The sequence below is a fragment of the Castellaniella sp. genome, from assembly GCF_036379515.1.
In the GTDB taxonomy this organism is placed as follows: domain Bacteria; phylum Pseudomonadota; class Gammaproteobacteria; order Burkholderiales; family Burkholderiaceae_B; genus Castellaniella.
The window spans coordinates 50918-64015 of record NZ_DASVGN010000036.1 but is presented as its reverse complement, the minus strand read 5'-3'; the positions used below and the strand labels follow the sequence as shown (position 1 = coordinate 64015).

Genomic DNA, 13098 nt, shown 5'->3' with positions numbered 1-13098 from the left:
TAACGGCACATGTTTTGAACCGTGCTGAAACAGCACGATGGTGGCCCGGGGCGGAATCGAATCGTAGGCTGTAAGGCCAGTAATGCTGCGCTTCCACATATTAGATGCGAACCTCAGGGTACAAGACAGGGTACAAGTGCAAAAAAGCAACACAAGTGGCCGAAAACGTCCCATGGTTCGATTCCCTCCCGACCTGATGAGATTCTGACGTGTTGATTTATCCCGCGACTGCCTTGTTGCGTTCGATGAGGGCATGCAGGCTCGATGCGGTGATGCCGCTGGAGCGCTTGCCTATCTTGATCAGCACGAGCTCGCCATCGTTAACCAGCCGGTATATCGTGGATCGGGATACTCCCAGTTTGGCCTCTGCTGTGTGAATGCGGTACAGCAGTGCATCGCTGGCATGCTTTGGGGGTTGGTGTGGGGTAGCCGGGTAGCCGAAGATGTTCGGCAGTGCCTGTTCCTTCATTACTTCCTCCGTGTGACCTTGGAAAGCACCCTGCGAACTACGGCTTAAGATGCTTTCCAAAGCCGACGCGTTCTGCGTCGTTGAGAGAACGGCCCGCCAAGATTCCGCGATGGGGGCCGTTTGCTTTGACCATTCCCAGCAGTGCCCGACGCTGTTCCCGCCGCTGCGGCTCGTCGAGTTGTTGGAAACTGCAGTCTTTCCTGCCGTCGTCATGAAATTACGTCGCCATTTCTGATGGTGGGCATTCTGATGAACGCTCCGGGCGCTTCCGCTCGAGGAAGTCCCCGCCGTCCGCGGCCATCTACGCCCCACGCAAGGGGCTGACTGCGGATTGCGGATTTCATCGGTTTTGCTTCAACCCCGATGCCTTACAGGTTGCTGCGCAATCGCGTGCCACGTGATCGGGCAGGGCGCAGTATTCATCGCTTGTGGTTTGTTAAAGAGCGATTCTGCTTGGAGCAGATGGCTAGATTCTTACCAACAGCATAAGTCTTGTCAATAGGAAATTTGTTGGTTGTCTTTACAATCAATTCAAGGCTCTACTGAGGTGTAAACGAGCTTAGCTGATCCCCCTATGCGTGGGCGCTACGCATGAAGGGCAATTTGTTTGGGCTTGTGACCACTGGCGTGCGGTCGGCTGATCTTGTAATCTGCCCCTGCCCTACGGGGCGGATGCCACGTCATGGTTCAGGTTGGTTCAGCTTGTTTCATGCCGACTGTAGGGGTATTTGACTTGCAGTTACAAGTTTGGGCGGCAGCACTGAACTTTCTGGCCGCGGATCGGTACAAATTACTGTTTCCAGAAATTCCCATATAGCGGATTTATCTTATAGTATCCACATACTTAACGTGGTTATAGATGCATATGCCCGATTTTCAGCCTGTCCGTGAAGCCTGTGCCGTGATGGGCGGGATGACCAAGCTCGCCAACAAATTGGGCGTGCCGGTGCCTGTCGTCAGCGGCTGGGCGGCCGGCAGTCGCCCGGTGCCGATCATTCGCTGCGTCGAGATTGAGGAGCTGACCGGAGGGGAGGTCACCCGGAAGCAGTTGCGCCCGGATGACTGGTGGAAGATTTGGCCGGAGTTGCGGGGCGAGGGCTGACGATTCGGTTATGTGACTAAGCCGCTGCGTATGGTGTGGAACTCTGTTCGATATAACTACGAGAAATTGTCTTGTGTGTGATTCGGGGAGGGTGGCGATATTGAGACTCGGCGTGCGACAGGCTGCTTCGTTTAGGCGGGGACAGTGCTTCGTCTTATTTAGCCACTTGGTCCTTTGAAGGTTCAGATCGCTGCCTGCTGCATGCGTTGGCTCAGAGCCTCGGCGCTTTCCTTGCGTTCGCTGTAGCGGTCCACCAGGTACGGCGCCACGTCGCGCGTGAGCAGCGTGAATTTCATCAGTTCTTCCATCACGTCCACGATGCGGTTGTAATAGGCGGACGGCTTCATGCGACCAGCTTCATCGAACTCCTGGTAGGCCTTGGCAACCGAAGACTGGTTGGGGATGGTCAGCATGCGCATCCAGCGACCCAGCACGCGCATCTGGTTGAGCGCGTTGAAGGATTGCGAACCGCCTGAGACCTCCATGATCGCCAGGGTCTTGCCCTGGGTCGGGCGCACGGCGCCCACGGACAGCGGAATCCAGTCGATCTGGGTTTTCATCAGGCCGGTCATGGCGCCGTGGCGCTCGGGCGAGCTCCACACCATGCCCTCGGACCATTGCACCAGTTCGCGCAGCTCCTTAACCTTGGGGTGGTCGGCTGGAGCATCGTCCACCAGCGGCAGTCCCGAAGGATTAAACATTCGCGTTTCACCGCCCAGTGCTCGCAGAATGCGCGCCGCCTCCTCGGCGGCCAGGCGGCTGAACGAGCGTTCGCGCAGCGAGCCGTAGAGCAACAAAAAACGCGGGGCATGCGTTGCCCGTTCAGGCATCAGCAGTTGCTGCTCATCCGGCTGCTGGAACAACGCAGTGTCAATGTTGGGCAGATCCAGTCGAGACTCAGACACGTCGGCCCTCCGCGTCAACGACCGCTTCGCCATTCTCTTTGTTGAATGCCCCGCGCTGCGGCCGCGGCAAGATGTCCAGCACGGTTTCCGAAGGGCGGCACAGGCGCGTGCCCAGCGGGGTCACCACGATAGGCCGGTTCATCAGGATAGGCTGCTGAAGCATGAAATCGATCAATTGCTCGTCGCTCCATTTCGGGTCGTCCAGGCCCAGCTCTGCATAAGGCGTGCCCTTCTCGCGCAGCACCGAGCGCACCGGCACTCCCATCGCTGCGATCAGCGCGGTCAGCGTAGCGCGGTCGGGTGGCATCTTCAGGTACTCGATGACAGTGGGCTCTTCGCCGCAATTTCGGATTAGCGCGAGCACGTTGCGCGAAGTGCCGCAAGCGGGGTTGTGATAAATCGTGATGGAACTCATAAAGCCTCCAGAGACAAAACTCGAAATTCAGCTAGATTGCCGGACCTGCGATGGCGTCGGCGACGTTCGCAGCAGCATTAAGGCGCCAAACGCAGCCATGCTGATGGCGCTAGACAGCCACAGGGCATTTGCTCCCCACGCATTGAGGGCCAGCCCAAACAGAAGCGGAGCGAGGGCTTGGGCTACCCGTGCCGGTAGCATCAGCCAGCCTTGGCGAGCGCCATAGCCCTGCGCCCCGAACAACGCAAGCGGCAAGGTGCCCTTGGCAATAGTCAGAATGCCGTTACCCGCACCATGCAGGACGGCGAACACCGAGGCCAACACAGGCCCTGCGGCCAGCAAGACCGCTGCGCCGATGGGATGGGCCAGCGTAGCCAGGCGTGCCGACAGCAGCGGATGGACATTGCGCAGAAAGCCAAACTCCAGCATCCGGGCGGCCACCTGCGCCGGGCCGACCAGTGCGCCGATACCGACTGCCGCCGCCAGCGTCATGCCAGTGGATTCCAGCATCCGGGGTAAGTGCGTGGCAATGGCCGTACTGACGAACCAGGTCGCAGCAAAGACAAAAGCCAGGATGACAGTAACCATCCCCGAGTGGATTTGCGTTGCAGGCTCGGCAGAAACCGCAGGTGTCTGGTCTTCGGCCTGTAGCCCGTCAGCCTTGGCCGCAACCGGTGCACGCGGCAGCCAGGCATTCAACGGCAACCCAAGCAATAGATGGATGGTTGCCCAGCCGAAGCAGGCTCCTCGCCAGCCGAATCGGGCCTCCATCCAGGCAGACAGTGGCCATCCCACCGTACTGGCAAAACCAGCGATCAGCGTAATGCCGGTGATTGCGCTCCGGGCATCGCGGCCATAGAGCCGGACCAAGCTGGAGAACGCGGCCTCATACAAACCCGAACCCATCGCTACGCCAATGACCATCCAGGCGGCAACCATCATCCAGAGCCCCGGGGCGAGGCCCAGCATGGCAAGGCCCAAAGCGAACAGGAGACTGGTGCCAACCAGGACGATGCGGCCGCCACGGCAATCAATCGCATGACCGGCCACAGGCCCGACTAGCGCCGAGGCCACCAGGGCGCCTGAGAATGCCGCATACACCGTCGGCGTGGTTACGGCTAGCTCTCGGGCCATGGGTACCGCCAGTATGGCTGGCAGGTAGTACGAAGACCCCCAGGCCAGCGTCTGAGCAACACCTAACGAACCAACGACCCGGACTGGTGCCCCCGCCATGAGTCAGCCTCGGCGGGCACCAGACTCGTACCAGCCCTTGCTTTGGTTGACGATCCACACGACCAGCAGCATCACCGGCACCTCGATCAGCACGCCGACCACGGTGGCCAGCGCCGCACCGGACTGGAAACCAAACAGGCTGATGGCAGCCGCCACGGCCAGCTCGAAAAAGTTGCTCGCGCCGATCAGGGCCGAGGGGCAGGCAACGCTATGCTGCTCGCCCGCGCGGCGATTGAGGTAATAGGCCAAGCCGGAATTGAAGAGCACCTGGATCAGGATAGGAACGGCCAGCATGGCGATCACAAGCGGCTGGCGCAGGATGGCCTCGCCCTGGAACGCGAACAGCAGCACCAGTGTCAGCAGTAGCGCCGCCATAGACAGCGGGCTGATGCGGGCCAACGCAGCCTCGAAGGCGGTTTGCCCCTTGCCCAGTAGGGCGCGGCGCCAGAGCTGGGCAAGGATGACCGGAATCACGATGTACAGCCCGACCGACACCAGCAGCGTGTCCCAGGGCACGGAGATGGATGACAGGCCCAGCAGCAGGCCGACAATGGGGGCGAAGGCGAACACCATGATGGTGTCGTTCAAGGCCACCTGCGACAGCGTGAACGCCGGATCACCACCCGCCAGACGGCTCCAGACGAACACCATTGCGGTGCAGGGGGCAGCGGCCAGAAGGATCAGGCCGGCAATGTAGCTATCCAATTGATCGGCAGGCAGCCACGCAGCAAAGACATGCCGGATAAACAGCCAGCCTAACAAGGCCATGGAGAACGGCTTGATGGCCCAATTGATGAAAAGTGTCACGCCGATGCCGCGCCAGTGCCGCTTGACTTGGCCCAATGCACTGAAATCCACCTTGAGCAGCATGGGAATTATCATCACCCAGATCAGGGCACCGACTGGAAGATTGACCTGAGCAATCTCCAAGCGCCCGATTGCCTGGAACACATCAGGCGCGAACTGGCCCATGGCGACGCCCAGCACGATGCACAGGAAGACCCACAACGTCAGGTAGCGCTCAAAGGCATTCATAGCGAAAGGAACTGGCCCGCGGCAGGCTGTTGTAGCTTGTGTAGACATTCCCATCCTCACTTCTTCCCGATGTCGCGCAACTCGCGTTGCAAGGACATAGCATCCAGCTGCTTGATCGACAGCGACAGGAAAAGCTCAATACGCCGACGCAAGGCCAGCGCAGCATCTTTGAATGCCTTGAGCCGCTCTTCTTCGCTGCCTTCGGCCACCGCAGGGTCGGGCACGCCCCAGTGCGCCGAGACTGGCTTACCCGGCCAGAACGGACACGTCTCGCCGGCGGCGTTATCGCAAACCGTAAAAACGAAGTCGAATACCGGCTCCCCAGGGGCAACGAATTCGTCCCAGCTCTTGCTGCGATAGCCGGTCGCCTTCATGCGCAACCTCTCCAAGGTGGCGAGTGCAAGCGGATGCACTTCGCCCTTGGGTTGGCTGCCTGCAGAATATGCGTGAAAGTGGCCTTCACCCAATTCGTTCAGGATGCCCTCAGCCAAGATGGATCGGGCGGAATTACCCGTGCAGATGAACAACACGTTGTACGGGACGTTTGTAGCCATGGAGTGTCTTCTCAACTGCAGCAGGAACGGGAGCTTGCTGCACAGCAAGCTGTTGCGCTAGCTGGTGTCGCAGATGAGGTCGCCTCATGGAACACAGGGATGTTGCCCAGCGTGTGGAAGTGCTCCCAGGCAATCCCTTGTGGGTCGGTGACCCAGTGCTTCTCACTGCGCGCATAACAGCAGGTCGTGGTGCCTTCGTCGAGCAACGCCATATCGGCAGCATGTGCGCGCGCTTTCAGGGAGGCCAATTCTTCGGCATTGTCAGTCTGGATGCCCAAGTGGTCGATGCCCGGCGTATCGCCGCGCGTGGAAATGGCAAAATTGACAGGAGGGTCCTCGAGCATCCATTTGGCGTAGTCGCTTTCGATGCGTGCTGGCTGCGCGGCAAAGAGCTGAGAGTAAAAACTAATGCTGCGCGTCAAGTCATCGACGTGCAGGTGGACGTGGAAGCGCTTCATGACAGGCTCCTTTCAGCAGGATGTAGTACAGGGACAAGGGGGAGAAGATTCAGTGACTTCACATGCATTACCTTGGCAACAGTGTTCTGTCATGTAGCCCAGCAGATCGTTCATCTGGGCGAAATCGGCGCGATAGATCAGGTTGCGGCCCTGTTGCTCGATGGTGACCAGCCCCGCGCGGGCCAGTTCCTTCAGGTGGAAGGACAGCGTGTTGCGAGCGACATCAAGCTGCTCGGCCAGGACACTGGGTGTTAGACCCTCGGGGCCAGCGACAACCAGAGCGCGGAATGTGCGTAGACGCTGGGTGTGGGCCAGCGCGCTGAGAGCAGAAATGACCTGAGTTTCGTTCATGGTTCTATGATACAACAATTGTTGAATTAATATATATGCTGGCAGAGATGAGCCACCAGCCATTTGCGAAATACGCAGTTGTGTTCGAGGGACGAGAGTCAGTCCGAAAGTTGCCGTGGGATAGGCAGAGCCAGCTTACTTCTGCTGCTGCAAGTTGGCGTCCATCTAAAGCTGCAGGACTTTTGGAGGCCAAGTATTCTCGGTGTACATGGGTACGGTTGTGACGTTCTTATCGAATACGAGAATAAGGGCTCGCCAAGGGCTGGTATGTCGTTTTCGCGTCTACGATGGCACGGTGAGCACAGCTGGATCTTGCTCGAAACGACATCGTAACCCGCACTAACTTCAAGCGGCGGCCACGAGAATCAAGGTCAGATCTTTTTCGACATCACGGTGTAGCAATTGTGATTGGCGTGGAAGTGGCATAACTGCATGTCGCGCACAGGTTGTAATGAGTGGAGAGGTTGCATGCACATATTGTCTCAGGCGCAGTATCAGGCCCGCCAGCGTAGGTCCAGTTAGCACTGCTGCGAAGCGGGTGCATGGGTTATTTGGCTTCTGTGTCTGGCTTCGGATTGATCTGCCAGATTTCGTTTACGATTTTGTCCTGGCAGTGGCGACGATGCAGCGCGCGCTGATAGCTGCTTTACCTTCGAACTGCACAGCAGCTGACGCGATTGGTTCCCGGAGGGTTAAGACCGCTCTAGGTCGGTAGCGGGGGTGGTCGGCTCGCAGGAGCAACGCGGTAGAAGGGGGGGTTACATATATTCGACCGACGGAGAAATTTTTGACGGCGATGAGATGGGGAACTCCAGAATAAACTGAATACGACCTTCTTCGTACGCTTGAACCCGCGCGTGGCCGCCGTGGATATCCATAATGGCAGCGACGATGGCCAGGCCCAGACCGTTGGATTCAGTGGGTAGGTTGCGTGAGCTGTCACCGCGGTAGAAGCGCCTGAACATTCGCTCGGCTTCGGCTTGTGCCACCGGCGTGCAATGGTTCTCGACGCTGACCATGAACCCCTGCGAGCTGGGGTGTGCCGTCAGCCGGATACAGGTGCTTGGGATTCCGTATCGGATGGCATTGATTACCAGATTGTTGACCGCACGCCGGCACATGACGGCGTTCGCGCAGCCTGTACCGCTTGCTTCGACCGTAAAGGACATGCCCCGTTCGTCGGCCAAGCCCTCGAAGTAATCTGCGATTTTCTCAAGCTCCGACAAGAGCGGAATGGGTTGTCGTTCTAGTGCGACGGCATCGCGGTCGGCGTGGGACAGGAAGAGAATGTTCTCCACGATATGCGCAATGCGGGTCAACTCTTCCAGATTGGATGCGAGCAGTGTTTCGTAATTGACCGCGCTGCGAGTCTGCGCGAGCGCCACCTGGGTTTGGCCCATCAGGATATTGATGGGGGTCCGTATTTCGTGCGCGAGATCTGCCGAGAATTGCAGCAGGTGCTCGTAACCCGACTGGATGCGATCCAGCATGGCGTTGCACGAGCGGGCGAGTTGGAGCAGCTCCGAGGGCATGCCTTCCTCGGGCAGACGCACGGCGAGCCTGGTAGGGGAGACCTGTTTGGCGCGCCGTTCCATCACCTTCAGGGGGCTCAGGCCGTGCTTCAGCAGCAGGAAACCCAGCAGCGTACTCAACAGTGCGGCAAGCACAATGGCGCCCATGACGCGCAGCCGATAGGCCGCAAGCATTTGCGACTCTTGCGTCATGACATAGGCCGCTGTGATTTTGACCGTGCCCGCTTGGCCTCCTACCTTGGCCAAGGCGGAAACCCAGCGCACACCGACACCGTCGTCACGTGTCTCGATACGCAGTGCCCCGATACCCACATTCTGATCTACCGGTACGGGCGCCAGGGGGGGCACCGCCATGTGGTCTGGATTCACATCAATGAACGGCTTGTCTCCCACACGCTGGAAGATGCGTACATCCTGTTCGTTGCCCAGCATGCTCTCGAAAAGAGCGGGGCGTTCTTCCATCTGTCGGACGTTGTAGAGATCCTGCAGCAGGGTGCGAAAGCGCTCCACGCGACCAACGAGCGTGTAATCCGCACGAGTTTCGAAGGCCTGTTTTGCAGAGGTGTACAAATACAGCCCCAGCGCGGAAACCACTAGGCAGGAGACAATGGCAAAGAGGGTAGCGGTGCGCGCCGTGAGCGATCGTAATACAGGCCGCTTCATGGATCTTCCACAAGCATGTAGCCAATACTGCGAACCGTGTGAATCAATTTCTGTTCGAAGGGGGTATCGACTTTTGCACGCAGGCGCTTGATCGCGACATCCACGACGTTGGTGTCGCTGTCGAAGTTCATGTCCCAAACCTGCGAAGCGATGACGGTGCGTGGCAGCGCTTCTCCCTGTCGACGCATGAGCAGGTGCAGGAGCGTGAATTCTTTGTTCGTCAGTGGGATGGTGAGACCATTTCGTGTGACTTTGCGCCGGATGGGGTCCAGCTCCAGGTCGGCCAACCGCAATGTCGTGGGTTCATGCGTGACGCCACGACGCAGCAAGGTATGCACCCGCAAGATCAACTCGGTGAAGGAAAATGGTTTGACCAGATAGTCATCCGCACCGAGTCGCAGGCCGTGGATACGGTCCTGGACCTGGTCTCGGGCGGAGAGAAAAATGACGGGCACGTCTGATGACTGCCGTATTTCCTCCATGACCTGCCAGCCGTCTTTTCCAGGCAGCATGACATCGAGAATCAGTAGCTCGTAACGCTGCTCGCGGGCCAGATGCAGGCCATCGATGCCGTTACGAGCCAGATCCACACTGTAGCCCGATTCAGACAAGCCTTTCTGAAGGTAGTCGCCCGTTTTTATATCGTCTTCAATGACGAGAATAGTCATGCGTAAAGCCTCATCACGAAGAGCCTATCTTAGCAACCCGGGGTGTCCACTATCACCCGGCAGCGTAGGCAAGGCACCATCCTTTAGGGCTGATTTCGCCCACCACGACCAGACAGGTCCCTGGTGCTCCAGCAACTGCCCCAGAGATGAAGTTGGCGCAGTTGGCGCAAAACGATGTGCCGTCAGGGTGGTCCTGATACTTCACGGCGGTCTTGCTGGCTTTGTCTGCGGTTTCTGCCGCGGCAGAGCGGGAGCTGAGCAGTCCCATCAGTGGGAGCGCCGCTGCCGTGCCTGCCATCAAAGTAAGCTGACGTAAGGCTTGGCGGCGTGGGATGACGTGTGGGTGGGGTTTTTTCATGAGGTGTTCATACCGTAGTAGAGGGTTGGCGCTGCGAGGCGCCAACCCAGTAAGTCGAGGAGCTCAGTCGTTGCCCACGACGGAGAGCCAGAAGGGAATTTCACCTTTAGTGGGGACTTGTTCGGCGACATCCAGTGTGTTGGCGTCAATGACGGCGATGCGATTCGTGCCGGTGACGGACGCGTATATCCAGCGTCCGTCTGCACTGGCTCGAACACCGTGTGGCCCCTGGCCGACATCGACACGCTTGATGATCTTCATAGTTTTGGGATCAATGACGTCGACGACGTGATCCGCGATTGCTCCGGTGACCACGTACTTGCCGCCGGGTGTGACATCAATGCCACCATGGCCCAGCCCGACGGGGATGACCGCCTTTACCTTGCGTGAAGCGATGTCCACCGCCGCTACCTTGCCGACGAAGTCTCTTACCCAGAGCGTTTTTTCATCGGGCGAGAGATCGAGGTTGTGGGGGCCTTTGACGCCAGGGACGGGGATTTCGTCTACTTTTTTCAATGATGACATGTCCACCACTGCGACGCCGCCCCCTTGCAGAGTGACGTAAGCGGTCTGGCTGTCATGGGTGAATCGAACATTATGGGGAGTTTTGCCAATCATGATCGTTTTGATCAGCTCCCTGGTCTTCAGGTCGATGACCGACACCGTGTCTTCACCGGCTGCCACCGCCATGCCCCAACGTCCGTCGGGGCTGATTGCGACGCCTTGAGGCACTTTACCGATCGTGTAGGTAGCGAGCTTCTTCCCACTCTGTGCGTCCACCAGATACGCTTCAGGCTGGTCCCTGCTGCTCACCATCAGCAGTTTGCCGTCGGCCGAGATGGCGTCGTAATGAGCAGTGGGCAAGTCGCCAAGATTCTTGGCGGCCCCCATGTTCTCAACGGCGTTGGCCTTGGTGACCGTGGTGTAGACGGGCTGTGGGAAAAGGTCGGATGGCGCCGTCGCCTGTGCGCACTGGGCGGCAGCGAAGAGTGCGACGACCAGGGCGAGGCGAGACGCGGACCAGCGTGGGCATGCGAGTGGGAACTGGTGGTGATTGCTCAATGTCATCGTTCATTTGCTCCTGAGAATGGTAGGGCGTGACGCGTTCAACGTGGTTTGTTGCGTGTCGTGCCTTGCATCCTAGGGCTCGCGTTCTGTCAACAGCGTGTCATTTCGGTGACAAAATTGTCATGGGAGGGGAGCTTTCACAGCCGGTTCCCGTTCCAGCGTAGGCTGCGGAGGGGGGAGGGTGAGCGCCGCACTCCCATCGAGGTGCGTAGCGCCTAGTGTGGTTCCTCGCCGTCAAGATGATCAGCAGGAGCACACGGAATCTGAGTTGCCAGGTGAAAGGCCGGGGGCAGATCACGGTGTTATCGCAGGCCTGTTCTGCTCGGTAAGAGTCGGGCTGAGTTAAGGATGAACACCATCTCCGAGGTGACGTGGATGAACGCAGCCAGCAGTGGGCTGAGCAATCCAAAGGCTGCGAGGCCGATACCCAGCAGGTCGATTCCGATGGTTCCTGCGAAATTGGCCCAGATGATCCGACGGGTGCGTCGCGCGATGTGCAGGGTTTCAGCAAATTTCAGCAGGTCGTTGCCAAGAAGCACGACATCAGCACTTTCGCGGGCTACATCGGTACCGGAGCCCATCGCGATCCCGACTTGAGCCTGCATGAGCGCGGGTGCATCGTTGATCCCGTCGCCCACCATGGCCACTACGCGCCCTGATTCGACGAGGCGCTGTACGATCGTGCGCTTATCATCGGGCAGCAGGTTTGCCTTGACGTTTGTGATGCCAAGATGCGAAGCGACGTCCTGCGCGACGGCTTCGGTGTCGCCCGTCAATAGCACTGTCTGCACGCCCAGTGCGTGGATCGCAGCCATGGCCGCTGGGGCTTCCGTTCGTACGTGGTCAGAAACGCTGATGACGCCCAGCAGGCCGCCCGCTCGTGCAACGTAGATATGCGAGGCCGTAGCCTCGTTCGTCAGCGAAGACCCAGGTACTGAAACGCCTTGCTCGCGCATAAGGTTCAGGTTTCCGGCGAGCACCTGTTCTCCTGAAACCATCGCTTTGATGCCGCGGCCTGGGGTGTAGTCGAAGAGGTCGGGCTCAGCGATTGTGCGCCCGAGCGCTTTGGCGTGGGCGACGATGGTCTTGCCCAGAGGGTGTTCGGATCGCAGCTCTGCGGCAGCGGCAGCATCCAGCAGTGTTACCGTGGCCACGCCTTCTGCGGGCAGAAGTCCCTGTACTTGGGGTTCCCCGTAGGTCAACGTGCCGGTCTTGTCCACGACGACGGTGTCTACTTGCCCAAGCTGCTCCAGATAAAGCCCGCCTTTAATGATAGCTCCCGCCCGTGCGGCGCGGCCGATGGCACCGAGCACGGCGAGAGGAGTACCAGCTGCAATGCCACAGGCACCTGCAACGATGACGACGGCGATTGTGGAGCGGATGTCGCGTGTCACGAAGTAAGTCAGTACGGCGGCACCCAGTGCGAAATACACGAGGTAGCCAGCGAGCCGGTCAGCGAGGCGTTGCACTGGAGCGCGTGAGCGTTCGGCCTGCTCGACAGCCTCGATGATCTTGCCAAAACTTGTATCGCGACCGATGTGTTCAGCCTGGACTTCGAGTGCCCCCGACTGATTGATGGAGCCTGCGAAGACATGACTGCCAATCGTCTTTTCTGCCGGCATGGATTCGCCGGTGATGCGCGATTGGTCAACGAATGAGTGGCCTGCGGTGACCGCGCCATCGACAGGGATGCGTCCACCCGGATTCACCAGTATGGCGTCACCTATGGCGAGCTGCTTGACCTCGATTTCGGCAATACCACCGCGAGCGCTGCGTACCGACACGGTGCGTGGCAGGAAGTCGAGGAGCTCCCGAATGGCCAGACGGCCGCGTGCGACCGTCATGTTCTCCAGCACTTCGGCGACCAGTACGAACAGCGTGATGATGAGCGCCGTGAAGAATTCCGAGATGGCGGCGGCGGCGATAATGGCGATGGCCATGGAGAGTTCCATCGTCATACGCCGTGAGGAGAGACCTTCGAAGGCTTCCTTCAGTACCGGCCACACGCCTATTGCGAGACCCGCGGCACCGATCACACTAAAGCCCGCTGCCGTCTCTCCTATATGAAACCAGGCTGCCAGCGCTGCCAGGGAGACCACGGCAATGCGGGCGGCGTCCAGCAAGCTCAGCGGGTTTTGGTGCTCTGCGTGAGCATCATTGTCATCTACAGGTGCTGTTTGTTGGCCCACCTGAGGGGTGGCTGTTTTAGCGACAGGCGGCGCTTTCTGAGAAAGCCTTGAATGCGACTGGCTGGCTACTTTGTACGAATCGTTCATTTGAGCCTGTC

General features: G+C 59.1%; 14 protein-coding genes. 1 reads left to right on the top strand and 13 read right to left on the bottom strand.

Annotated features, from left to right (window positions below; genetic code table 11):
- Positions 1–217: 217 nt before the first annotated feature.
- Positions 218–469, bottom strand: a complete 252-nt coding sequence (locus tag VF285_RS12720) for a helix-turn-helix transcriptional regulator (RefSeq protein ID WP_346953008.1) — start codon at positions 467–469, stop codon at positions 218–220.
- A gap of 865 nt (positions 470–1334) precedes the next feature.
- Here VF285_RS12720 and VF285_RS12715 point away from each other — a divergent pair.
- The gene (locus tag VF285_RS12715; protein WP_346953007.1) at positions 1335–1571 is read left to right on the top strand and encodes a transcriptional regulator; all 237 of its coding nucleotides are present in this window, start codon (positions 1335–1337) and stop codon (positions 1569–1571) included.
- A 182-nt stretch (positions 1572–1753) separates the two neighbouring features.
- Here the strand turns inward: VF285_RS12715 and arsH are convergent, their stop codons facing one another.
- From arsH to VF285_RS12655, 12 genes are all read right to left on the bottom strand, one after another.
- Positions 1754–2476: an arsenical resistance protein ArsH gene (gene arsH, locus VF285_RS12710; protein ID WP_346953006.1), complete on the bottom strand. Its 723-nt coding sequence runs from the start codon at positions 2474–2476 to the stop codon at positions 1754–1756.
- On the bottom strand, positions 2469–2891 hold the full coding sequence (gene arsC / locus VF285_RS12705) for an arsenate reductase (glutaredoxin) (protein WP_346953005.1): 423 nt from the start codon (positions 2889–2891) through the stop codon (positions 2469–2471). The genes arsH and arsC overlap by 8 nt, the downstream gene beginning before the upstream one ends.
- 27 nt (positions 2892–2918) lie before the next feature.
- Positions 2919–4124, bottom strand: a complete 1206-nt coding sequence (locus VF285_RS12700; RefSeq protein WP_346953004.1) for an MFS transporter — start codon at positions 4122–4124, stop codon at positions 2919–2921.
- A 3-nt stretch (positions 4125–4127) separates the two neighbouring features.
- Complete coding sequence (gene arsB / locus VF285_RS12695; protein ID WP_346953003.1) at positions 4128–5159, bottom strand: ACR3 family arsenite efflux transporter; 1032 nt, start codon at positions 5157–5159, stop codon at positions 4128–4130.
- A 56-nt stretch (positions 5160–5215) separates the two neighbouring features.
- Complete coding sequence (locus VF285_RS12690) at positions 5216–5713, bottom strand: arsenate reductase ArsC (protein ID WP_346953002.1); 498 nt, start codon at positions 5711–5713, stop codon at positions 5216–5218.
- 11 nt (positions 5714–5724) lie between these two features.
- Positions 5725–6171: an ArsI/CadI family heavy metal resistance metalloenzyme gene (locus VF285_RS12685; protein ID WP_346953001.1), complete on the bottom strand. Its 447-nt coding sequence runs from the start codon at positions 6169–6171 to the stop codon at positions 5725–5727.
- Between the two features lie 12 nt (positions 6172–6183).
- Positions 6184–6522, bottom strand: a complete 339-nt coding sequence (locus VF285_RS12680; RefSeq protein ID WP_346953000.1) for a helix-turn-helix transcriptional regulator — start codon at positions 6520–6522, stop codon at positions 6184–6186.
- A gap of 758 nt (positions 6523–7280) precedes the next feature.
- Positions 7281–8717 carry a heavy metal sensor histidine kinase gene (locus tag VF285_RS12675; RefSeq protein WP_346952999.1) on the bottom strand — a complete coding sequence of 479 codons (1437 nt, stop codon included), beginning with the start codon at positions 8715–8717 and terminating at the stop codon, positions 7281–7283.
- Complete coding sequence (locus VF285_RS12670) at positions 8714–9385, bottom strand: heavy metal response regulator transcription factor (RefSeq protein ID WP_346952998.1); 672 nt, start codon at positions 9383–9385, stop codon at positions 8714–8716. Before VF285_RS12670 ends, VF285_RS12675 begins: the two co-directional genes overlap by 4 nt.
- A gap of 52 nt (positions 9386–9437) precedes the next feature.
- Positions 9438–9743 (bottom strand): high-potential iron-sulfur protein, encoded by a 306-nt coding sequence (locus VF285_RS12665; protein ID WP_346952997.1) that lies wholly within the window; start codon positions 9741–9743, stop codon positions 9438–9440.
- A gap of 63 nt (positions 9744–9806) precedes the next feature.
- Positions 9807–10811: a YncE family protein gene (locus VF285_RS12660; RefSeq protein ID WP_346952996.1), complete on the bottom strand. Its 1005-nt coding sequence runs from the start codon at positions 10809–10811 to the stop codon at positions 9807–9809.
- Positions 10812–11113: 302 nt separating this feature from the next.
- Positions 11114–13087 (bottom strand): cation-translocating P-type ATPase, encoded by a 1974-nt coding sequence (locus VF285_RS12655; RefSeq protein ID WP_346952995.1) that lies wholly within the window; start codon positions 13085–13087, stop codon positions 11114–11116.
- Positions 13088–13098: the final 11 nt, after the last annotated feature.